Here is a 22,652-nt window from a genome sequence, read left to right on the forward strand (position 1 = left end):
CTCATCATGGCTTGTAATCCGGCAATTTGGGCGATCCTACGAGCGAACCAGCGCCTTGCTGGTCCAGCTTTTCGGCCACGCCGCGGAAGGCGCGCGACATTTCACGCAGGTCTCGGACCAGCTGGTTGACCTCCGGCATGGTCTGGTTGCTGAAGGCGCGCACGCCCGGCTGGGCTTCGGCAATCGTCTTGTCTAGCGTGTCGATGCTGCGCGTCGCCGACTGGACGCTCTTGCGCAGGTCGGCCATCAGCGGCTTGCCTTCGTCGGTCAGCAGCGAATCGGTCGTCGCGGCCAGCTTGCCAATCTGTTCGGCCGCAACCCCGGTGCGCTGCACCGCGATGCGCGCTTCGGCCAGCGTGGCGGAGATTTCCGGGCTGCGATCCGCCAGCGAACTCGAAATACGCTCGACGTTGGCTAGGATGCCGGCGATCGACTGCTGATTCTTGTCGTTCAGCAATTCGGTCAGCCGCTCGGTCAGGGTCGACAGCCGTTCCAGCAGTTGCGGCGCATTGTTGAGCAATTCGCCCAGTGCGCCCGGCTTGGTCGGGATCACCGGCACGCCATCGGGGCAAACCGTCAACGGATTGTTGGCCGGGCAAATGATCGGCGGTGCGCCCTTGACCGCGCCATCCAGCACGATTTCGCTGACGCCGGTAAAGCCCACACCCGCGATCGTCGCGGTCGTGCCTTGCAGGACGGGGGTGCCGTCCTTCACCGAAATGCGGACCTTCACAAATCCGGGATCGCGCTTCCACAGTTCGATCTTTTCGACCTGGCCGGACGGCACGCCCGAATAATTGACGCTCGATCCCTTCGCCAGGCCGTTGACCGACTGTTTGAAGAAGATGTCATATTCCTTATTCTCGCCATCGGACAGGCGCGAAAACCAGAAGGCGGCACCGATGATCGCCGCCAGCAGCAGCAGCGTGACCGTGCCCACAAGCACATGGTTGGACCGGGTTTCCATATCCTATTGCCTTCCATCGGGCGACGTCTGGGCCACCCTATCCTGTTCGCGGTCATGTTGACGGGTAACCGCCGCCGTCGCGGCGCGGCCGCGCGGGCCGTTGAAATATTCCTGAATCCACGGATGATCGGTGGCCAGCAATTCGTCGATCGTGCCGACGGCAATCACCTTCTTGTCGGCCAGAACGGCGACCCGGTCGCAGATCGAATAGAGCGTATCAAGGTCATGGGTGATCAGGAACACCGTCAACCCCAGCGTCTGTTGCAACTGGCGGGTCTGTTCGTCGAACGCAGCCGCGCCGATCGGGTCCAGCCCGGCCGTCGGCTCGTCCAGAAACAACAGGTCCGGGTCCAGCGCCAGCGCGCGCGCCAGCCCCGCCCGCTTCTTCATCCCGCCCGACAGTTCCGACGGATATTTGGGACCAGCCTCGGCAGGGAGACCAGTCATCCGGATCTTGTAGGCGGCGATTTCGTCGCGCAGTTCCGCGCCGATATTGGGATAATATTCGCGGATCGGCACTTCGACATTTTCCGCGACGGTCAGTGTGGAAAACAGCGCGCCGCCCTGAAACAGCACGCCCCAACGCTTGCGGATCGCCAGCGCCTCATCGTCGGAACGGCCGATCATCGATTCGCCAAAGACGTGGATTTCCCCCTCGTCCGGGGTCTGCAGGCCGATGATCGCCCGCATCAGCACCGATTTGCCGGTGCCGGACCCGCCGACAACGCCCATGATCTCGCCCTTGCGCACGTCCAGGTCCAGCCCGTCATGCACCACCTGATCGCCAAAACTGTTGCGGATGCCGCGCACGGAAATCGCGATGTCGCTTTGCTCCATCACGGTTTCGATCCGCTCTTCCTCGGCGACGATGTCGTCATGCTCGGCCATCAGTTCCACCCTACCCAGGTAAAGAACACGGCGAAAATCGCGTCCAGAACGATGACCAGGAAGATGGCCTGCACGACAGCAGCTGTGGTGCGCAGCCCCACTTCCTCCGCATTGCCCTTGACCTGCATCCCCTGGAAACAGCCGGAAATGGCGATGATCAAGCCGAATACCGGGGCCTTGATCAGCCCCACCCACAGGTCGGTGATCGGCACGACTTCGCGCAGGCGCTGGACGAAGGTGATCGGGGGTATGTCGAGCGCGATGGCGCAGAGGAAACCGCCGCCGATAACCGCCATGATCGACGCGTAAAAGCCCAGCAGCGGCATCATGACGACGACCGCCAGCGTGCGCGGCAGCACCAGCGCCTCCATCGGCGATACGCCGATCGTGCGCATCGCATCGACTTCCTCGGTCAGCTTCATCGTGCCAAGTTGCGCGGCGAAGGCGGATCCGGACCGGCCCGCGACCATGATCGCGGTCATCAGCACGCCCAGTTCGCGGAAGGTCAGCCGACCCACCAGATTGATCGTCAGCATCTCCATGCCGAACTGGCGCAACTGCACCGATCCCTGCTGCGCGATGACGATGCCGATCAGGAAACTCATCAGGCCGATAATGCCCAGCGCCGACACGCCGACAACCTCGAACCGCTGGACCACGGCATTGACGCGGAACCGGCTGGGGTGGCGGATGATGTTCCACGTCGCGACCAGCGTGCCGCCGAAAAAGCCCAGCAGGCCCAGCATGGTCGATCCCGCCATGCTGACCGCCTCGCCGATCTGGCCGACGACGCGGCGGATCGCCGGGACATGATCGGGCCGGATCGATACAGGTTCGTCCAGCGCCCCGACCGCGTCGATCAACCGCATCGTATCGTCGCGCCCGCCGGTGATCGGGGCGCTCAGCCGCCTGGCCGTGCGATGCACGGTCCATGCGCCGATCGTGTCGATATGGTCGACCTCCGACAGATCGATCGCGCTGACAGGGCCCTGCACCGCATCCAGCCGACCGGGCAGGTCATGCAGGCAGGCAACGGCCAGCGATCCGGAAAGTCGGATCACTGTGCCGTCGTCACGCATTTCTTCGGCAAGATCGGCGGCTTTGTTCATGCGATGGGATTACTGGTCCAATATCGGTTGCGCGGCAAGCCGAAACGGCCCAACTGCAAGTCAGAACGAAGGACAAGGGCAAAAGTTTCGGACACGGCATGACGCACCGTCTGGCAATTTACGACATGGACCGCACGGTGACGTTCAGCGGCACCTATACCGGCTTCCTCATTCACATGGCGCGCGCCATGGCCCCGTGGCGGCTGGCGCTGCTCCCCTGCGTCGGATTGCTGATGCTCGCTTATGTGGTCAAGCTGATCACGCGCCAGCGGTTGAAAGAGCTTAATCAGGCGCTGATGATCGGCTTCAATGTCGAGCGTGCGCGGCTCATGCCGCATGTCGAAACCTATGCCGACAAGGTGGTGGCGACCAATTTGCGGCAGGGCGCGGTGGCCCAGATCGCGCAGGACCGCGCCGATGGCTATCGCCTCGTCCTCGCCACCGCATCCTACCGCCTGTATGTCGAGCCGATCGCCCGGCGACTGGGTTTCGACGCCGTGATCGCCACCGATCATCTTTCGCAGGACTTGCGCTATGTCCGTGCCAAGATTGCCGGTGAAAATTGCTATGACACGGGCAAGCTGCGGATGATCAAGGCGTGGATGGCGGCCGAGGCGATTGATCGTGGCCAGGCGCATATCCGCGCCTATTCCGACCATGTCTCGGACGCGCCGATGCTGGAATTCGCCGACATCCCCTTCGCGTCAAACCCGCACAGGAAGCTGGCGAAACTGGCGGCGGCCCGCGGCTGGACGCGGGTGGACTGGGTCTAATATCCCCACATCCGTTCGAAACGAACGGAAATATGTGTTTAGCGCATAGCCGTTTTGGCCAGCCCCTCGCAGTCCGCGTCGCGCGCGCGCGGCACCTTGTCACCGGCAATCGCCTTGCCGATCATCTTCAATATGCCCTTGGCCGATCGCGCCTCGGTCGGCACGCGAATATCGGGCTGCTTGATCGTCCCACCAATCGGCACCATGCCGTTCAGCCGCAACAGGCTGCCCTGCTTGGGCTGACCGCTCGCTTTCAGCGCCATCACCTCGTCCGTCAGGCGGATCGTCCCGGCAATGCGCGTCTGGGCGCGTGACGTGTCGATCAGCACCGGGTTCGCGCGCGCCACGCCGTTGCTGACGTCGAAGCGCGCCACCACGCAGCGCAGGACCGCCATCTTGTCCTTGTCCACCGTCAGCCCCTTGCCGACATCCTGTCCCATCAGCGCCGCCGTGCGCGCCGGGATCGATCCGTCGCGCCCGACCAGCGCGATGGTGCCGGACGATCGCCCCACCGCCTGCCGGATCGTGCGGCCCGGTCCATTCAGCGCAACCCGCCCGGCCAGCCCGCCATCGATCCGCGCTTCGGGGAAGAAATCCAGCAACCGCGCCGACCGCAGATTGAGCGCCAGATCGAGACGTGGCCCTCCCTGCCGCTGATCGACCGCCAGGCGGCCCGTCAATATGCCGCGCGTCAGGCCGAGCCGCAGCGGTTCGACCACCAGTCGGCTGCGTTCCAGACTCAATGTACTGCGCAAGGATCGGAACGGGCTGGAACCGGGCCATAACAGCCTGTCCGCCCGCACCTCCAGGCGTCCATCGGTCCGCGCCATCCGCGACAGGTCGATCGCCGTATCGGGGATCAGCCGTTCGCCCAGCTTCGCGCGCTTGGCCGCCGCCTTGCGCTTGCCTTCATTGGACGACAGATCGTCGAAATCGAACCGTGCCGACGCGATCGCGCCGTCGATGCGCGTGCGGCCATCACGTTTGCGGATGGTGGCGTGCCCTGCAATGTCGGACCGGCCGATCGTGCCTTTCAGATTCTCGATGGTCCAGTCGGGCCGGTCGCGCACGACCTGCGCCGCCAGTCGCACGGGCTGGGTGCCGGGCAGGCCCGCCTCTATGATCGCATCCAGTACGCGCAGGTCGATCGCATGGCCAGTCACCTTGCCGCGCAAATGGCCGATGTCGAGCGGCCCATCCATCGTGCCGTCGATGGTCATGCCCACGGCCTCACCGGCAATCTCCGCCTTGAACGGCCAGCGTGCACCCGCCTTCTGCCCCACGATCGGCGCGCCGCTGGCGGTCACCCTAACCGGATGGCCGCGGACATCGCCCGTGCCCGACAGGCGTAATCCGCTGGCGTCGACCGTCAGCGCCGCGTCGACCGATCGACCGCGCTTGTCGTCGTGATAGGCGATCCGGCTGTCGCTGACCGTCAGGCTGCGCAGGGCAGGGCGCTGCCCCTTGTCGTCACTCGCGCGGCTGCGCTCGCCGCTCCAGCTTTCGCGTCCGTCGGCGGCGCGATAGAAGGACAGGCGCGCATGCGCCAGGTCCAGCCGTTCCAGCACCGGCCCGCCGGTCAGCAGCGCCAGCGCGGAAAAGCCGACCCGCGCCTCGCCAACCCGCGCCAGATCGGCGTTGCCCGGCGCCCAGTGGGGCTGCGGCACCCTTATGTCGGTCAGGCGCACGACCGGGTGAAAGGACAGGCTGTCCTCGCGCACCATGGAGCCGATCGTGACCCGCTTGCCGATCCGGTCCGACAGGCGATCCTCGATCCGGCCCTTGAACATGCCCCATGGAAATGCCGCCAGCAGCAGGATCAGCAGCCCGATCAGGACAAGCAGCCCGACGCCAATGCGGACGGCCCATCGCGATCCTGCTTTCATCCCCACGGCGCACCCCCTCCTGCAACGGCCTCATCGCCGTGCCGCGCTCAACGCACGACTCGCCGCAGGGTTCAGAGGCGAATGGGGGAGGGGAGCGGCTCGCCTGCGAAGTGGGCGGACAGATTGGCGATCAGCATCTGCGCCATTCGCCCTACCGCCTCGTGCGTCGCCCCGCCGGTGTGCGGGGTCAGCACCACATTGGGCACATCCACCCAGCGCGCGGGGTCGGTCGGTTCGGGGTCGAACACGTCGATCGCGGCTCCCCCCAGATCCCCCGATTTCAGCGCAGCGATCAGCGCTGTTTCATCCACCAACTGCCCGCGCGCGACATTGACCAGCAGCCCGTCCGGCCCCAGCGCATCCATGATCGCCCTGGAGATCATGCCCCGATTGCTTTCGTCCGCGCGCGCCGCGACCAGCAATATGTCGCTCTGCTGCGCCAGCGCCTCCAGACTGTCGGTGCGGGGCCAGGGGAGGGCAGGCTTGTCGCGCGGCCCCCACCAGTTCACCTGCATCCGCATCGCCTGCGCCCGCTCCGCCACTGCAATGCCGATCGACCCCATGCCGATAATCCCCAGCCGCGCCCCGCTCATCGACCGGGTGCGCGTCTTGGCCTCGATCGTCCACAATCCTGCCCGCAAATGCCGGTCGCCACCCACGATCCAGCGACGATGGGCGATCATCAGCCCGATCGCATGGTCCGCCACATCCTGCGCATTGGCGTCGCCCGCATGGGTGACCGCAATGCCCCTCGCCTTGGCCAGCGCCAGATCCACCCCGTCATAGCCCACGGTGAAGCAGGCGATCAGCGACAGGCGCGGCATCGCGTCGATCAGCGATCGGTCCAGCGCGAATTCGCCTGCCCATATCACCGCATCGACGCGCGCCAGTTGCGTGGCGTCGGGCTTTTCCCACAGGGCGATGACGTCATGATCGCTTGCCAGCAGCGGCAGCAAGGGGGCCAGCAAGGGCTGGCCCACCAACAGAAGCGGTCGATCCACCTTGTCGCCCATCTCAGCCGATCGCCCGCAACGCCTGGGCAAAATCGGCGATCAGATCATCGGCATCCTCGCAGCCGATCGAGATACGGACCATATTGTCGCCAATCTCCAAAGCCGCCTTGCGCGCGGCCGGCACCGACAAATGGGTCATCGCGGCGGGATGGCTCGCCAGCGTCTCGGTCCCGCCCAGGCTCACGGCCAGCTTGGCGATCTTGAGTGCGTCGAGAAAGGCGAACGCCTCCGCTTCGCCACCTTTCAGGTAAAGCGAGAAGGTCGATCCCGCCCCGCTGCAATGGCGGGCATAAATATCGCGCTGCCGTTCGCTTTCGGGAAAGCCCAGATAGACGATCTTCTCCACCTGCGGCTGGTCCTTCAGCCAGGCGCACACCTTGGCGGCATTTTCGCCCGCCCGGCTCATCCGCAATTCCAGCGTTTCCAGCGACCGCAACAGCATCCAGGCGCTATGCGGGTCCAGAATCGTGCCGATCGTATTGCGCATCAGCCGGATGGTGGTGATCAGCGCGTTGGACCCCAGCACCCCGCCCGCGACCAGGTCGCTATGCCCGCCGGCATATTTGGTCAGGCTGTAAATCACCAGATCCGCGCCATGGGCCAGCGGTTTCAGCCATAACGGCCCCAGAAATGTATTGTCGATCGCGATCGGCGGCACATGCGCTTCGCCGTCGAACAGGAAGTTGCGCCGCGCGACAACCGCTTCGATGTCGACCAGTACGTTGGTCGGATTGGCCGGGCTTTCCAGATAGATAAGCGCGACGCGGCCAAGCCCCTTGGCCTTTTCGATCACTGCGCCAATCTCTTCCTCGGTCGCGCCAGCGGGAAAATCGAGCCACTGTATGCCGAACTTGCCCAATATCCGCCCGATCAGCGATTCGGTCGCGGCATAGAGCGGCGCAGAATGGACGATCACGTCGCCGGGCTGCACCATCGCCAGCAGGGTGGTGGCGATGGCCGACATGCCGCTGGAAAAGAGCAGGGCGTCCTCCGCTTCCTCCCATACCGACAGGCGGTCTTCGGCGATTTCCTGATTGGGACCATTGAAGCGCGAATAGACTAGGCCGTCCGATCCGCCCGGCCGGATGCCCGTCACCCCCTCGAAATGCCGCTTGCCCGCCGCCGCGCTCTCGAACGCGAAAGTGGAAGTAAGGAAAATCGGTGGCTTGAGCGACCCTTCCGACAAAGTGGGGTCATAACCATGGCCCATCATAAGCGTCGCGGGTTTCAGCGGACGCCCGTCAATCTCCATGATCGGCGGCTTGGGACGGCGGCGGTTGGGTTCGACCCCGCTAAGGTCGGCTTCGGTTTCGCCCGGCATATATATCTCCTGCTTGATACGGCGTCTGTTGCGCCGTTCCTGATGGCATGATGATAACGCAGGGATGGGGCGGAGGGCCAGAGGCGTGCGTAAGAATATTTCGCCCGATGGTATTTTAGTTACCGGACTTGCGCGACTTGGACGAAGGCGGTGACACCGGGCCAGCGCCTCCCTACATCGCTGTCATGGACATCCTCCCCCCGGTGCTGGAGCAATGGTTCGCCGCGCGCGACTGGACCCCGCGCGTCCATCAGCGCGCCATGCTCGCCGCCGCGCGCCGGGGCGATCATGCGCTGCTCGTCGCCCCCACCGGGGCGGGCAAGACGCTGGCCGGATTCCTGCCGACGCTCACTGACCTCATCGAACAGCCGACCGATCGGCTGCACACCCTCTATGTCTCCCCGCTCAAGGCGCTGGCGGTCGATGTCCGCCGCAATCTCATGACCCCGATCGAGGAGATGGCGCTGCCGATCCGCGTCGAAACCCGCACCGGCGACACGCCATCGGACCGCAAGGCGCGCCAGCGGATCAAGCCGCCGCACATATTGCTCACCACGCCCGAATCGCTCTCGCTGTTGCTCAGCTATCCCGATGCGGCGCTGATGTTCGCGGATCTGCAAACGGTGATCGTCGACGAAGTCCATGCCTTTGCCACGCAAAAGCGCGGCGACCTGCTCAGCCTGTCGATGGCGCGGCTCCAGACGATCAATCCCGGCCTGCGCCGCGTCGCCCTGTCCGCGACCGTCGCGGATGTCGACGCCTACCGGGCCTGGCTCGCGCCCGATGGCGATATCGACACGGTCGCCACGGTGCTGGGCGAAGCCGGCGCGGAGCCGAACGTCACCATCCTCATCCCCCAAGGGCGCGTACCCTGGTCGGGCCATTCGGGCAAATATGCGGCCAGTCAGGTCATGGCGGAAATCGCCGCGCACCAGACGACCTTGGTATTCTGCAACACGCGCGGCCTGGCCGAACTCATCTTTCAGGAATTATGGTCGGCGAACGACGCCAATCTGCCCATCGCCATCCACCATGGCAGCCTGTCGATCGAGGCGCGGCGCAAGGTGGAAAGCGCCATGGCCGACGGCAAGCTGCGCGCGCTTGTCGCCACCGCCTCGCTCGACCTTGGCGTCGACTGGGGCAATGTCGACTGCGTGATCCAGATGGGTGCGCCCAAAGGCTCCTCCCGCCTGCTGCAACGCATCGGCCGCGCCAACCACCGGCTCGATCAGGCGAGCGAAGCCATCCTGATTCCCGGCAACCGCTTTGAATATCTCGAAGCCCGCGCGGCCCTCGACGCTGTAGAAGCGGGCGAGCGCGACGCCGATGATTTTCGCGCGGGCAGCCTCGACGTGCTGGCCCAGCATGTCATGGGTCTCGCCTGCGCCGGGCCGTTCCGTGAAGAGGAGATGCTGGCCGAAATCCAGTCCGCAACGCCCTATAGCGCATTGACGCCCGACGCCTTCGCCTCCGTCCTCCATTTCATCGAAGGCGGCGGCTACGCCCTGCGCGCCTATGACCGGTTCAAGCGGCTGACGCACGATCCTGATGGCAGCTGGCGCGTGTCCCATCCCCGTTTCATCCAGCAGCATCGCCTGAATGCCGGCATCATCGTCGATCAGCCAGCGCTCGCCGTCCGTTTCGCCAATGGTCGCAAGCTTGGCACGGTGGAGGAGGGGTTCGCCGCCCAGCTTACCCCCGGCGACAGCTTCTTCTTTTCCGGCATGGCGCTGGAAGTCGTCAGGATGGACACCAGCGACCTGATCGTGCGGGCGACCTCCAAACAGGCCCGCATCCCCAGTTGGGGCGGCACCCGCATGGCCATGTCCACGCGCCTTGCCGAAAGGGTCCGCACGTTTCTGGCGCAGCCCGATCAATGGCACCGCTTCCCGCCGGACGTGCGCGAATGGCTCGACATGCAGAAACTGCGCTCCGTCCTGCCGCAACCGGGTCAGCTGCTCATCGAAACCTTCCCGCACGAAGGGCGTCATTATCTGCTCTGCTACAGTTTCGAAGGCTGGAATGCCCATCAGTCGCTGGGCATGTTGCTGACCCGGCGGATGGATGCTCAGGGGCTGATGCCGCTGGGCTTCGTTTCCAATGACTATGCGCTGGCCATCTATGGCCTGAAGCCGGTCACTGATCCCAAAAGCCTGTTTTCCGCCGACATTCTCGACCATGAATTTATCGACTGGGTCGAACAGTCGAGCTTGCTCAAGCGCGCCTTCCGCGACGTCGCCGTCATATCCGGCCTGATCGAGCGGCAGCATCCGGGCAAGCGCAAGACCGGGCGGCAAGTCACCTTTTCGACCGACCTTATCTACGACGTGCTGCGCAAATATCAGCCCGACCATCTGCTGCTGAAGGCCGCCTGGGCCGATGCGCGCGCGCGCATGACCGATGTGGGGCGGCTGGGCGACCTGATCGACCGTGCCGCCACGACCATGCTGCATGTCAGCCTTGACCGGGTCAGCCCGCTCGCCGTCCCGGTCCTGATCCTCATCGGTCGCGAGCAGGTCGCGCAAAGCGCGGCTGAGGACGCGCTGCTGATGGAGGCGGAGGCGCTGGTCAATACAGCCATGCGCGCGGATTAGCCGGGCGGGCTGTCGCCTGTGTCCCGCTCACCCCCGCAGCCCTTCAGCACGCCATCGGCAAAGGCCACCGCCACCCGGTCTGACCATAGCGCGTCGCTCATGCCGTCGCTGCACGGCCCCTGGCTGATCGTCATGGCGAAGCCGTCGCCGACGTAGCGGATCGTCCGCTTCTCGCGCGCGCGCGCCACCGCAAATTGCACGGCCCCCTGATCGGGTCGTTCGAGCGTCGCGACCGTCCCGCGCACCGTCACGGCCCAGAACGGCTCGGTGCCGATGGCGCGATAATCGGGCTGCGGCTGCGCTTTCACCGGGGGTGCTTTTGGGGGTGCCAGCGTTTCACGTGAAACAGGAAAGCGATTATTTTTCAGATTCTTGGGCGGCGAAACAGGCGCGGCGACATTCTCCGGCGGCGCGCTGTTCACCACCACCGGCACCGTCTGCATGACCGACGCTGCATCATTGTTCGGCTTACTGTCGCAGCCAGCCAGCCCCGCGCCCATCGCCACGAGGCCAGCCAGCCGCAGCCCGATCATGTCTAGACGTCCAGATTGGCGACGTTCAGCGCATTGTCCTGAATGAACTCGCGGCGCGGTTCGACCACTTCGCCCATCAGGCGGCTGAAAATCTCGTCGGCGACATCCGCCTGCTCGACCTCCACCCGCAGCATCGATCGATTGTCGGGGTCCAGCGTGGTTTCCCACAGCTGTTCCGCATTCATCTCGCCCAGCCCCTTGTAACGCTGGATCGCCAGCCCCTTGCGCCCCGCGGCCAGGATCGCGGCCAGCAATTCGCTTGGCCGGGTCACCAATGTCGAACCCTTCGCCGCGACCGCTGGCAGATCATCCTCGCCCGCATCCTCGGCCGCCTGCGCGGCCTTCGCACTCACCAGCCGCGACGGCGTTACATAGCTTTGCGATTCCTCGCTCGCCAGCGTGTGCAGCTTGCGCGCTTCGGCCGAACCGACAAAGCCATGCTCGATGACATGATGATCGGTCACGCCGCGCCACAGCCGCTCGAAATGGAAGCCGCCTTCCTCCGCGATCCGGCCGGTCCATTTGCCCTCCGCATCCTGCGCGCCCATCCATGCAACCGCAGCCGCCAGTCGCTCTGCCTGCGCATCTTGCGACAATTCGGGGTCCAGCGCGCCGGTCAGGCTCAGCGCTTCGATGATCGCGGGATCATAGCGGCGCGGGACATAGCGCATCACCGACCGCATCCGTCGCGCATGATCGACCAGATTTTTAAGGTCATGGCCGGTCCGACTGCCGCCCGGTCCATCCAGCACCATCAATTCGACGCCATTGTCGACCAGATATTGCTCCAGCGCGGCGTCGTCCTTCAGATAAAGTTCGCTGCGCCCCCGCGTCGCCTTGTAAAGCGGCGGCTGGGCGATGAAGAGATGCCCGGCCTCGATGATCTGCGGCATCTGGCGGTAGAAGAAGGTCAACAGCAGCGTGCGGATATGCGCGCCATCGACGTCGGCGTCGGTCATGATGACGATCTTGTGGTAACGCAGCTTTTCGATGTTGAAATCGTCGCGAATGCCGGTGCCCATCGCCTGAATCAGCGTGCCGACTTCCTTGGACGAAATCATCCGGTCGAACCGCGCCCGCTCCACATTCAATATCTTGCCCTTGAGCGGCAGGATCGCCTGATTGTGCCGGTTGCGGCCCTGCTTGGCCGACCCGCCTGCCGAATCGCCTTCGACCAGGAACAGTTCGGACTTGGCCGGATCGCGTTCCTGACAGTCGGCCAGCTTGCCGGGCAGGCTGGCAATGTCCAGCACGCCCTTGCGCCGGGTCAGTTCGCGCGCCTTCTTGGCCGCTTCGCGCGCGGCGGCGGCGTCGATCACCTTCTGGACGATCATCTTGCCATGGGTGGGATTTTCTTCCAGCCATTCGGCCATCTTGTCGGCCATCAGGCTTTCCAGCGGCTGGCGCACTTCGGAACTGACCAGCTTGTCCTTGGTCTGCGACGAAAATTTGGGATCGGGCAGCTTGACCGACACGATCGCGGTCAACCCTTCGCGCATATCCTCGCCGGTCAGCGACACCTTCTCCTTCTTCAACATGCCCGATTTATCGGCATAATTGTTGAGGGTGCGGGTCAGCGCCGCGCGGAATGCGGCCAGATGGGTGCCACCGTCGCGCTGCGGGATGTTATTCGTGAAACACAGCACATTTTCATAATAGCTGTCATTCCATTCCAGCGCGACGTCGATGGTAACATCGTCGCGGGTGCCGGAAATGGCGATCGGCTCCGGCATCATCGCGGCCTTGTTGCGATCGAGATATTTGACGAAGGCCGCGATGCCGCCTTCATAATAAAGCTCGACCGTCTTGCTTTCCTCATGCCGCGCATCGGTCAGGAACAGGCGCACGCCGCTGTTGAGGAACGCCAGTTCGCGATAGCGATGCTCCAGCTTGTCGAAATCATACTCGGTGACGTTCTTGAATGTCTCGGCGGAAAACAGGAAGGTGACCTTGGTCCCCTTCTGCCCCGGCGCCGCCGGACCCAGCACCTTGAGCGGCGCTTCGGCGTCGCCGTTGCGGAACCGCATCCAATGTTCCTGCCCGTCGCGCCAGATGTTCAGTTCCAGCCAGTCGGACAGGGCGTTCACCACGGACACGCCCACGCCATGCAGGCCGCCCGACACCTTGTAGGCATTGTCGTCCGACGTATTCTCGAACTTCCCGCCCGCGTGCAGCTGGGTCATGATGACCTCCGCCGCCGACACGCCTTCTTCGCTGTGGATGCCGGTCGGGATGCCCCGGCCATTGTCCATGACGCTGACCGATCCATCGGGGTTCAGGGTGATGTCGATCCGGTCGCAATGGCCGGCCAGCGCCTCGTCGATCGCATTGTCGCTGACCTCGAACACCATATGGTGCAGGCCCGATCCGTCGTCCGTGTCGCCAATATACATGCCGGGCCGCTTGCGCACGGCGTCCAGCCCTTTCAGCACCTTGATGCTGTCGGCGCCATATGCGTTGCTGTTCGGGCTATTCTGGGGTTCGTCGCTCATGCCGAGCATATAGGGAAAGCCTCGCTGAAACTAAAGCGAAACATGGTGCCTTTCCCCGCACGCCAGACCAGTCTATCCCCTGTGCCATGACGCGCGCCATCGCCCTGATTTTTCTGCTCGCCGCCTGTTCCGACAGCCGCGAGGTGCTGGACGAATTGCCCAACAGTTCGCTGGCGGGCGCACCGCGCGCCGACGTGTCGGAAAGCCGCATGGACGCGCCGGTCGCACGCGCCGTGACGATTGGGGAGGATGGCCCGCGCCTCGACGCCTGCGGCGGCATGGGACAGGTGCTGCGCACCGGGGCAGGGGGGCAGCCGCTGCGCGCCGCCCCCTTTGGCGATGCGAAGGTGCTGGCCACCCTCAACGAAGGCGATCGCGCCTATATCTGCACCCGCAGCCTCGACCAGAAATGGCTGGGCGTCGTGCTGGCACCGCCGCCTGCCGCCGACAATGGCGCGCAAGCCCCCGATTGCGGCGTTTCCTCCCCCGTCGATCGCAAACAGCCCTATGACGGCCCCTGCGTCAGCGGCTGGGTCGCCAGCGCCTATGTCCGGCTGATCGCCGGTTAAGCGCTAGTGGACCACTAGACCCCGCCCAGAAAGTCCATTTTCCCGATCGGCACACCCGCCTGGCGCAGCAGCGCATAGGCCATGGTCAGGTGGAAATAGAAATTGGGCAGGGAAAAGGTCAGCACATGGGACCGGCCGGTAAAGGGAATGTCGGCGCCCGGCACCTTCAACACCACATCGGCATCCTCGCGCCCGTCGATCCGGTCGCGCGGCACCGCTTCCAGCAGTGCGATCGTCTTGGCGATCCGCGCCTGCAACTCGGCAAATGTCTGTTCGGTGTCGGCCATCGCCACCGGCTCCAGCTCGCCCAGCCGCGTCACCGTACCCTTGGCGGTATCGCAGGCGAACTGCACCTGCGCGGTCAGCGGCTTCATGTCGGCGATCAATTGCGCGCCGGTCAGCGTCGCCGGGTCGATCCCCTTTTCGGCGGCAAAGGCAGAGCCTTTGTCGAGCAGCGCCGACAGCGCGTTCAGCCCGCGGATGAAGACGGGCACGGTCAGTTCATATAATTCGGTCGTCATGAAGCGTCCCCCTCTCACTGGATGCCGGTAAACACCAGCTTCTGCACGCGCCGGCCGGTATTGACCTCGGTTGCATAGATATTGCCCTCGCTGTCGGTATCAATGCTGTGCAGCCAGGTAAATTGTCCCGCCTGCCGTCCGACCCGGCCGATCGCGCCCAGCACGGCATGCGTCTTGCGCTCCAATATCCAGATGCGCCCGTTCATCATGTCCGCGACATAAAGATAGGTCTGGTCGGGATCGGGCGAAAAGGCGATGTCGGTGACTGTATGGGTGCCGCCCGTCTCGCCCGCGATCACCAGGTCGCGCACGAACGTCAGGTCGCCATCCTTGCCCCGCTTGAAGAGTTGCGCGCGATTATTGTTGCGATCGCAGACATAGACATGCCCGTCCCTGGTCGGCACGACGCAATGGACGATGTCGGCGAAGGTCTGCGCCTTGGGATCGGCGATCTTGCTCGGGTCGACCGCATGGCTCTGGTCGAACGCGCCCTGCCGCGTCGGCGCGATCGGCGGCCTGGCATAGGCGCCCCATCGGCCCTTATAGCCATTGGTGCGCGCGTCATATCCGATCACTCGCCGGTTCACATAACCGTCCGAAATCAGCACCATGCCGTCGGAATGATTGACATCGGACGGGTTGCCCAACTGGTCCGTCGCATCATTGCCGCCGGTCTTGCCGCGCTGGCCGAACGCGCGGATGAAGGTGCCGTCGGCACGATAATTCAGCACGACATGATCGTCCTTGCCATTGCCGCCGAACCAGACCGTTCCCGCTGCATCGACGAAGATGCCATGCAGGCTGGCTGGCCACTGGTTGACGCCGCCGACGCTTGGCGCGCTGTCTGGCCCACCCCAACCGCCCAGATAGCGCCCGTCGCTGGCAAAATGGACCACAGGTGGGGCTGGCTTGCAACAGACCGCGATCGGCGGGCTTTGCGCCAGGCCCGTGTCGGTCGCGGTCAGGCTGTGCGGGCGATGAACGACCCAGACCGAATCGTCGGGCGCGACCGCCACGCCGCTCACCTGGCCCAGCAGCAGGTCGGCGGGCATGGTCGGCCATGCCGCATCGACCTTGAACCGCGGCATTTTGGTGCCCGCCGGCGCGACCTGTTCAAAGGCCAGCGGGGCGAGCGCGCGCTCATCGGGCGTCGCTGCGGTCAGGGTCAGTAACAAGGCGGCGGCGAGGAGGGGGCGCATCGGTCGGCTCCGCTATCAGGATGGGGCAGGCGGATCATGCCCGGATAGCCGCCCCGGTCAATCACTGTTCAGGCGATCGCTGCACGCGCCGACGCGTCTATGCGGAACCAGGGCAGGGCGTGGTGGACGATCCAGCCGATGCTCATGGCATAGAGGATGGTCCCGACGCCCACGGTCCCGCCCAACAGCCAGCCGATCGCCAGCACGCTGATCTCTATGCCGGTACGGACCCATTTGACTGGCCACCCGCTGCGGCGGCAAAATCCGGTCATCAACCCGTCGCGCGGCCCCGGCCCCAACCCCGCGCCGATATAGGCACCCCCGGCAATGCCGTTGAGCACGATGCCCGCAGCCAGCCAGGTCGCGCGCATCATATAGCCTTCCGGCACCGGCAGCAGCATCAGCGACAGGTCCACCGCCATGCCAATCACGATGATATTGGTCACCGTGCCGATGCCCGGCCGCTGGCGCAGCGGCCACCACAGCAACAGCACGATGGCGCCGACCAGATTGACCGTCATGCCGAAACTTAAGCCAAGCCGGGGCGCAATCCCCTGATGCAGCACGTCCCAGGGATCGAGGCCCAGATTGGCGCGCAGCATCAGCGCCATCGAAAAACCATAGAGGCCAAGGCCCCAGAATAGCTGGAAAAGGCGGCGGTGCATCATCATGGGCAGGCTTCTTCTTCACAATTGGCCTTTTCCAAAAGGACCATTTCGACATAAATGGCCCTGACCATCGGCCAATTGGATCAGATCATCATGTCCACTTCCTTCCTTCGCCCGCCTTCCCTGCTCCGCCTGCTGGGTGCATGGCGCGCGCAGGACAGCGCCCAGCCCGCCTATCGCCAACTGGCGCAGGCGTTGCGGATGCTGGTGCTCGACGGGCGGGTGGGGCTGAACGTCCGCCTGCCGGGCGAGCGGGAACTGGCCGCCGCGCTTGGCCTGTCGCGCACGACGATAGCGGCGGCGTTCGACCGGCTGCGGGACGAAGGCTATCTGGAAAGCCGGCAGGGGTCGGGCAGCGTCACCCGCCTGCCGCCGGGCCGGGTCGAACCGCCCCAGGCAGACATTGACATGATCACCGGCGGCAATCTGCTCAACTGGACCCATGCCGCGCTGCCCGCTGCGCCGGGCGTCGGTCGCGCAATGCAGGCGGCGGTCGAGGCGCTGCCCGCCTATCTGGGGGATCTGGGCTATGATCCGCTCGGCCTGCCCGTCTTGCGGCGCGCGGTCGCGGCCCATTTCGATCGGCGCGGTTGCCCGACGGATGCGGATCAGATCATCATCACCAATGGCGCGCAGCAGGGCTTTTCGCTGCTGCTCCATTGGCTTGCCGGGCCGGGCGATCGCGTCGTGATCGACCACCCGACCTATCACAACGCGCTCCAGGCGTTGCAGCGCGCGCATGTCGTGCCGGTGCCGGTCGGCCTGCCGGCCCATGGCTGGGATATTGACGCCATGGACGCGGCTTTTCGCCAGACCGCGCCGCGCTTTGCCTATCTGATCGCCGATTTCCACAATCCCACCGGGCGCAGCATGGAGCCGGCGACTCGTCGCGCGCTGGTCGCGGCTGCCACGCGCAGCCACACGCCGCTGGTGATCGACGAAACGATGGTAGCGATGGGGCTGGATTTCGCCCCGCCCCCGCCGGTCGCGATCCATGATCCGTCCGGGCGACAGGTCATCACCATGGGGTCGGCCAGCAAGATTTTCTGGGGCGGCTTGCGTGTGGGCTGGATTCGCGCCGATCCGCAGACGGTCGCGGCGCTGGGCCGCCTGCGCACGACGACGGATATGGCCAGTCCCGTGGTCGAACAGCTTGCCGTGGCGCACCTGATCGACGCCGACGAAGGGCTGGGCGCGCGCGCCGACATGCTGCGCGGGCGGCGCGACCATCTGCTGGCGCTGCTCGAACAGCATCTGCCCCACTGGCGGGTCGAATCGCCTGCGGGTGGCCTGTCGCTCTGGGCCGAACTGCCCCGTGCGGAGGCAACCGCGCTCGCCGCACTGGCCGAAAGCCTGGGCGTGCGCGTCGCCGCCGGGCCGCGCTTCGGCGTCAGCGGCGCGTTCGAACGCTTCCTGCGCCTGCCCTTCACCCTGCCCGAAGCCCAGCTTGCGATCGGCGTGGAACGGCTGGTCCAGGCGGACGCCCATCTTCACGCACGGACCCCCAGGGGCCGCGACTCGCTGGCGCTCGCGCTGGAGGCGGACCGATTGATCTGAAGAGTCTGTGCCGAAATGCGCCTTTGATGCATCCGCACCGGCCCACACGCCTACCCGACCGCCCACAGAGTGTATCCTGAATGGGAGGTCGGGTGGGGGTGTGGGCCGGTGCGGCAACTAAACTGCGCTCTTTCGCGCATTTCGGCACAGACTCTAAATGACAGCGCCCGTCAGGCGTCGATGCCGACAATCTGGTCGATGGTGGCAAAGCCGTCGCGCGCCATCAGCGTCTTGAGACCCTGATTGATCCGCTTCGCCAGATACGGCCCTTCATAGACCAGCGCGCTATAGAGCTGGACCAGCGATGCGCCTGCGCGGATGCGGGCATAGGCTTGCTCCGCATTGCCAATCCCGCCAACGCCGATCAGCGGCAGCCGATCGCCCAGCAAGCGACGGAAATCGCGTAGTTTTTGTAATGACAGGTCAGTCAGCGGCGCACCGGACAGTCCGCCCGTTTCCCCTGCATGGGCCGACCGCAGCGCCGGGCGCGTGATCGTGGTGTTGGACACGATCAGCGCGTCGATCCGGTGGTCGAGACAGGCGGCGGCAATATCTTCCACATCCGCCGGTTCCAGATCGGGCGCGACCTTCAGGAAAATCGGCGTGGCGCGGCTACCCCGTGCCGCCATCACCGCGCCCAGCAGCTCATCGAGCGCAGCGCGATCCTGCAAGGCGCGCAGGCCCGGCGTGTTGGGGGAGGAGATGTTGACCGTCAGATAGTCCGCCAGCGGGGCCATGACCTGAACCCCGGTGACATAGTCGGCGATCCGGTCGGTCGCATCCTTGTTCGCGCCGATATTGATGCCGATCACCGGCCCTTCCCCCACCGGGCGGCGATAGCGCGCGATCCGGTCCGCCGCCGCGCCCTGTCCGCCATTGTTGAAGCCGAAACGATTGATCACCGCCCTGTCCTCGACCAGCCGGAACAGCCGCGGGCGGGGATTGCCCGGCTGGGCCAGGGGGGTCAGCGTCCCCAGTTCGGCAAAGCCAAAGCCCAGCCCGTGCATCTTGTGCGCGACTCGCCCTTCCTTGTCATAACCGGCCGCCAGGCCGACCGGGTTGGGGAAATGCAGTCCCGCAACCGTGCTGGCGAGCGCCGGATCGGGCGTCAGCGGGGCCGGAGTCGGCATCAGGCGCAGCGCGGCGATCGACAGATTATGGGCGCGCTCGGCATCCAGAGCGAACAAAAGCGGGCGGATCAGGCGGTAGGGCATGGCCGCGCTATGCCAGCGGCGGGGCGGCCCGTCGAGTCGCTGTTGCAGCATGGCAACAGACTCGCCCCACGTCATTTCATAACAGGAAACGTCATGTTTGGGATCGTTTTCGGCGAAAAAATGTCTGATCCGTCCAATAATATTGCCGCGATTCGGGGGTAAAGCGTCCCTGCGACCCGAAGGCTCTTAGGCTTCCAGCCGATGAGACCTTTTCCTGACCCGGCAATGCAAATTGCCGGGTCATTTTTTTGTGCGGCGCAACAGAAAACAACAAAAGTTACGATTCATTATCCATCCTGCTTGCGCGGCGGCGATGTTGGCGCATAGTAAATCCCAACTGGGGTAAGAATATGGGGTCGCATAACATCGACAGGACCGGGGGCGGTGTCGCTCTGCCGGACGACCGGGGGCCACTATCCTATACCGTGGCGGCTGCGCAGGGGCCGGTGCGGTTGCGTTACTTTGCCCCACCGGAACATTTACGCGCCTATTTCGGCTCGCTCTATCTGTTCACTGTGTCGGCGGACCAATATGCCGACGCGACCCGTGCCGATGTGCCACAATTGCGCTTCATGCTGAGCGGCGGGGGCCATTATCATTTTCAGGACGGCGTAGCGATGGCGACGCCCGACGTCTGCCTGCTTGGCCCCACCATGGGCGCAACCCGGTTCGAACTGGACCGGCCCGCACGCGTCGTGGGCATTTCGCTGCTGCCCGCCGGCTGGCTGGCTCTTTATGGCAAGGATGCCAGTCTGCTGGCGGACCGCCTGTGTGACATGGCGGCGGAAAAGGGCGATGCCTATACACGCCTGCTCGATGATCTGCGCGCGCTGGACGATGATCAGGCGGACGTTATGGCGGCGCTGTGCTGGGCGCGATTGGGCGCAAAGATCAAACCGCCGCGCCGGGCCATCTGGACGCTGCTCCATGCGGTCGACGCCTGGCTGATGGACGAAGGGTCGCCGCGGATCGAGATATTGGCCGAAACCACTGGCCTGTCCCCGCGCCAGCTCGCCCGGTTGACCAACAAATATTATGGCGCGCCGCCCAAATTGCTGGCCCGCAAATATCGCGCTTTGCGCTGTTCGGCCAAGATCGCGCTCGATCGGGAAAGCTGGCAACTCATGTGCGAGGAAGCGGGCTTTTACGACCAGTCCCACTTCATCCGGGAAATCAAGCATTTCATCGGCCTGACCCCGCACCAGTTGCAGACCGAACCGTCCGCCGTCGCGCAACTGACCCTGCTGCGCCGGTCGCTGGGCGGGGATGTGGCGACGCTCAACCGCCTGAGCTGAGGCAAGAGCAAAGCCAAAAAAGCCTTGATAATTGATGCGGGCGGGACCAAATGCCCAATCAGACGAATTTAGTCTGATTTGAGAATGGTTCGCAACGCGCATGAAATTGTCCAGCTTCGCTGACTATGCCGTGGTCCTGATGTCGGCCGCCGCGCGCCATTGCGGCGCGGCCAAGATGAACGCGACGACGCTGAGCGCGGAAACCGGCATTCCGCTGCCTACCGCGCAGAAGCTGGTGAGCCGCCTGTCTGCTGCGGGCCTGCTCGAATCAAGTCGTGGCACCGGGGGCGGCGTGCGCCTGTCGCGTCCCCCCGCCACGATCACGCTGGCCGACGTGGTGGAGGCGGTCGAAGGGCCGATCGCCATGACCGCCTGTGCCGACACCGGCGCACATGACTGCACGCTGGAGCAGGACTGCCGCATCCGCCCGCATATGAATGTGGCGAACATGGCGATCCGTTCGGCGCTGGCCGGGGTTACGATCGCGAGTTTGACGAGAGAATTGGCATGACCGAAGTGACGACCAGAGAAGCGCGCAATGCCCAGGCGCAGGAGGCCGCCGATCGTGCGTCCACCTACGAACATGGCTGGGCGTCGAACATCGAACAGGACTTCGCGCCAAAGGGGCTGAACGAAGACACGGTCCGCTTCATCTCCGCCAAGAAAAACGAGCCGCAATGGCTGCTCGACTGGCGGCTGAAGGCTTTTGCGATGTGGCAGTCGATGACGCCGCCCGACTGGGCAAAGCTCAACGTCCCGCCGATCGACTATCAGGACGCCTATTATTACGCCGAACCGAAAAAGAAGGTGGAACTGGATTCGCTGGACCAGGTCGATCCCGAAATCCTCGCCACCTACCAGAAACTGGGCATCCCGATTGCCGAACAGGAAATGCTCGCCGGGGTGAAGGGCAGCCGCCGCGTCGCGGTCGACGCCGTGTTCGACTCGGTGTCGGTCGCCACCACGTTTCGGAAGGAATTGGAGGAGGCGGGCGTCATCTTCCGCTCGATCAGCGAAGCGGTGCGCGAATATCCCGATCTGGTGAAGAAGTGGCTGGGCAAGGTCGTGCCGATGCACGACAATTATTTCGCGACATTGAACTGCGCGGTCTTTTCCGACGGGACCTTCGTCTACATCCCCAAGGGCGTTCGCTGCCCGATGGAACTCAGCACCTATTTCCGCATCAATGCGGAAAATACCGGCCAGTTCGAACGCACCCTGATCGTCGCCGACGAAGGCAGCTATGTCAGCTATCTCGAAGGCTGCACCGCACCGATGCGCGACGAGAACCAGCTTCATGCCGCCGTGGTCGAACTGGTGGCGCTCGACGATGCGGAGATCAAATATTCGACCGTCCAGAACTGGTATCCCGGCGACGCGGACGGCAAGGGCGGGATCTATAATTTCGTGACCAAGCGCGCACTCTGCCAGGGGCGCAATTCCAAGGTCAGCTGGACGCAGGTGGAAACCGGCAGCGCGATCACCTGGAAATATCCCAGTTGCGTGCTGAACGGCGAAAACAGCGTGGGCGAATTCTACTCGGTCGCGCTGACGAACAATATGCAGCAGGCCGACACCGGCACCAAGATGATCCACAATGGCAAGGGGTCGCGCTCGACCATCGTGTCGAAGGGGATCAGCGCGGGACGCAGCAACAACACCTATCGCGGCCTCGTCCGCGTCGCGCCGGGCGCGGAGGGCGTGCGCAACTTCACCCAGTGCGACAGCCTGCTGCTCGGCGATCAGTGCGGCGCGCACACCGTCCCCTATATCGAGGTGCGGAACCCTAGCGCCCAGATCGAACATGAAGCGACCACCAGCAAGATCAGCGATGATCAGCTCTTCTACGCCATGCAGCGTGGCCTGGACCAGGAAAGCGCCGTCGGCCTGATCGTCAACGGCTTCGCCCGCGAAGTGCTGCAACAACTGCCGATGGAGTTCGCGGTCGAGGCGCAGAAATTGCTGGGGATCTCGCTGGAAGGCAGCGTGGGGTGAGGTCGCTCACGCCCCGTGATCAGGCGTACCGCCTAAACTCCCCTCCCCTTCAGGGGAG

At 64.6% G+C, this 22,652-nt stretch carries 19 protein-coding genes; 7 read left to right on the forward strand and 12 right to left on the reverse strand.

Translation table 11 applies throughout. The features are described 5' to 3' along the window. Window positions 1–4: 4 nt before the first annotated feature. Genes SX1_RS11855 through SX1_RS11865 form a run of 3 tightly spaced genes read right to left on the reverse strand, consistent with a single transcriptional unit; the run spans window position 5 to window position 2,964 of the window. The gene (locus tag SX1_RS11855; protein WP_017183220.1) at window positions 5–967 is read right to left on the reverse strand and encodes an MlaD family protein; all 963 of its coding nucleotides are present in this window, start codon (window positions 965–967) and stop codon (window positions 5–7) included. Window positions 968–970: 3 nt separating this feature from the next. Further along, on the reverse strand, window positions 971–1,855 hold the full coding sequence (locus SX1_RS11860) for an ABC transporter ATP-binding protein (protein ID WP_019053158.1): 885 nt from the start codon (window positions 1,853–1,855) through the stop codon (window positions 971–973). Further along, window positions 1,855–2,964: an MlaE family ABC transporter permease gene (locus SX1_RS11865; RefSeq protein ID WP_019053159.1), complete on the reverse strand. Its 1,110-nt coding sequence runs from the start codon at window positions 2,962–2,964 to the stop codon at window positions 1,855–1,857. Before SX1_RS11865 ends, SX1_RS11860 begins: the two co-directional genes overlap by 1 nt. A gap of 98 nt (window positions 2,965–3,062) precedes the next feature. Here SX1_RS11865 and SX1_RS11870 point away from each other — a divergent pair, with 98 nt between their 5' ends. Beyond that, the gene (locus tag SX1_RS11870) at window positions 3,063–3,737 is read left to right on the forward strand and encodes an HAD family hydrolase (RefSeq protein WP_026002403.1); all 675 of its coding nucleotides are present in this window, start codon (window positions 3,063–3,065) and stop codon (window positions 3,735–3,737) included. Between the two features lie 38 nt (window positions 3,738–3,775). On the opposite strand, the gene SX1_RS11875 is transcribed toward SX1_RS11870, so the two are convergent. From SX1_RS11875 to SX1_RS11885, 3 genes are all read right to left on the reverse strand, one after another. Then, window positions 3,776–5,623 carry an AsmA family protein gene (locus SX1_RS11875; protein ID WP_019053160.1) on the reverse strand — a complete coding sequence of 616 codons (1,848 nt, stop codon included), beginning with the start codon at window positions 5,621–5,623 and terminating at the stop codon, window positions 3,776–3,778. 71 nt (window positions 5,624–5,694) lie between these two features. Next, window positions 5,695–6,636: a 2-hydroxyacid dehydrogenase gene (locus SX1_RS11880; protein ID WP_019053161.1), complete on the reverse strand. Its 942-nt coding sequence runs from the start codon at window positions 6,634–6,636 to the stop codon at window positions 5,695–5,697. 1 nt (window position 6,637) lies between these two features. Further along, entirely contained in the window at window positions 6,638–7,957 is a 1,320-nt protein-coding gene (locus tag SX1_RS11885; RefSeq protein WP_019053162.1) for a cystathionine gamma-synthase family protein, read from the reverse strand. 185 nt (window positions 7,958–8,142) lie between these two features. Here SX1_RS11885 and SX1_RS11890 point away from each other — a divergent pair, with 185 nt between their 5' ends. Continuing rightward, a complete protein-coding gene (locus tag SX1_RS11890; RefSeq protein WP_052310910.1) occupies window positions 8,143–10,551 on the forward strand; it encodes a ligase-associated DNA damage response DEXH box helicase in 2,409 nt (802 codons plus the stop codon). Here the strand turns inward: SX1_RS11890 and SX1_RS11895 are convergent. Next, complete coding sequence (locus tag SX1_RS11895; RefSeq protein WP_019053164.1) at window positions 10,548–11,084, reverse strand: COG3650 family protein; 537 nt, start codon at window positions 11,082–11,084, stop codon at window positions 10,548–10,550. The two genes, SX1_RS11890 and SX1_RS11895, sit on opposite strands and share 4 nt — an antisense overlap. A gap of 2 nt (window positions 11,085–11,086) precedes the next feature. Continuing rightward, on the reverse strand, window positions 11,087–13,576 hold the full coding sequence (gene gyrB, locus SX1_RS11900; RefSeq protein WP_026149703.1) for a DNA topoisomerase (ATP-hydrolyzing) subunit B: 2,490 nt from the start codon (window positions 13,574–13,576) through the stop codon (window positions 11,087–11,089). Window positions 13,577–13,662: 86 nt separating this feature from the next. Here gyrB and SX1_RS11905 point away from each other — a divergent pair, with 86 nt between their 5' ends. Next, a complete protein-coding gene (locus SX1_RS11905; RefSeq protein ID WP_017183599.1) occupies window positions 13,663–14,145 on the forward strand; it encodes a hypothetical protein in 483 nt (160 codons plus the stop codon). Between the two features lie 14 nt (window positions 14,146–14,159). On the opposite strand, the gene SX1_RS11910 is transcribed toward SX1_RS11905, so the two are convergent. The 3 genes from SX1_RS11910 to yczE all read right to left on the reverse strand — a co-directional run bounded on the left by SX1_RS11910 (window position 14,160) and on the right by yczE (window position 16,536). Next, the gene (locus tag SX1_RS11910) at window positions 14,160–14,666 is read right to left on the reverse strand and encodes a DUF1993 domain-containing protein (RefSeq protein ID WP_019053166.1); all 507 of its coding nucleotides are present in this window, start codon (window positions 14,664–14,666) and stop codon (window positions 14,160–14,162) included. Between the two features lie 14 nt (window positions 14,667–14,680). Next, on the reverse strand, window positions 14,681–15,865 hold the full coding sequence (locus SX1_RS11915; protein ID WP_017183597.1) for an NHL repeat-containing protein: 1,185 nt from the start codon (window positions 15,863–15,865) through the stop codon (window positions 14,681–14,683). Between the two features lie 68 nt (window positions 15,866–15,933). Then, window positions 15,934–16,536 carry a membrane protein YczE gene (gene yczE / locus SX1_RS11920; protein ID WP_019053167.1) on the reverse strand — a complete coding sequence of 201 codons (603 nt, stop codon included), beginning with the start codon at window positions 16,534–16,536 and terminating at the stop codon, window positions 15,934–15,936. Between the two features lie 90 nt (window positions 16,537–16,626). Here yczE and yczR point away from each other — a divergent pair, with 90 nt between their 5' ends. Next, the gene (yczR, locus tag SX1_RS11925; protein ID WP_026149704.1) at window positions 16,627–18,090 is read left to right on the forward strand and encodes a MocR-like transcription factor YczR; all 1,464 of its coding nucleotides are present in this window, start codon (window positions 16,627–16,629) and stop codon (window positions 18,088–18,090) included. A 170-nt stretch (window positions 18,091–18,260) separates the two neighbouring features. Here the strand turns inward: yczR and SX1_RS11930 are convergent, their stop codons facing one another. Then, the gene (locus tag SX1_RS11930; RefSeq protein WP_026149705.1) at window positions 18,261–19,304 is read right to left on the reverse strand and encodes a quinone-dependent dihydroorotate dehydrogenase; all 1,044 of its coding nucleotides are present in this window, start codon (window positions 19,302–19,304) and stop codon (window positions 18,261–18,263) included. A 350-nt stretch (window positions 19,305–19,654) separates the two neighbouring features. On the opposite strand from SX1_RS11930, the gene SX1_RS11935 reads away from it, so the two are divergent. The 3 genes from SX1_RS11935 to sufB all read left to right on the forward strand — a co-directional run bounded on the left by SX1_RS11935 (window position 19,655) and on the right by sufB (window position 22,594). Continuing rightward, window positions 19,655–20,599 carry a helix-turn-helix transcriptional regulator gene (locus SX1_RS11935; protein ID WP_019053170.1) on the forward strand — a complete coding sequence of 315 codons (945 nt, stop codon included), beginning with the start codon at window positions 19,655–19,657 and terminating at the stop codon, window positions 20,597–20,599. A 100-nt stretch (window positions 20,600–20,699) separates the two neighbouring features. Beyond that, complete coding sequence (locus SX1_RS11940; RefSeq protein WP_017183592.1) at window positions 20,700–21,110, forward strand: RrF2 family transcriptional regulator; 411 nt, start codon at window positions 20,700–20,702, stop codon at window positions 21,108–21,110. After that, a complete protein-coding gene (gene sufB, locus SX1_RS11945; RefSeq protein WP_019053171.1) occupies window positions 21,107–22,594 on the forward strand; it encodes a Fe-S cluster assembly protein SufB in 1,488 nt (495 codons plus the stop codon). The genes SX1_RS11940 and sufB overlap by 4 nt, the downstream gene beginning before the upstream one ends. Window positions 22,595–22,652 lie beyond the last annotated feature (58 nt).

Origin of the sequence: Sphingobium xenophagum NBRC 107872, from assembly GCF_000367345.1 — a bacterium.
Lineage (GTDB): Bacteria > Pseudomonadota > Alphaproteobacteria > Sphingomonadales > Sphingomonadaceae > Sphingobium > Sphingobium xenophagum.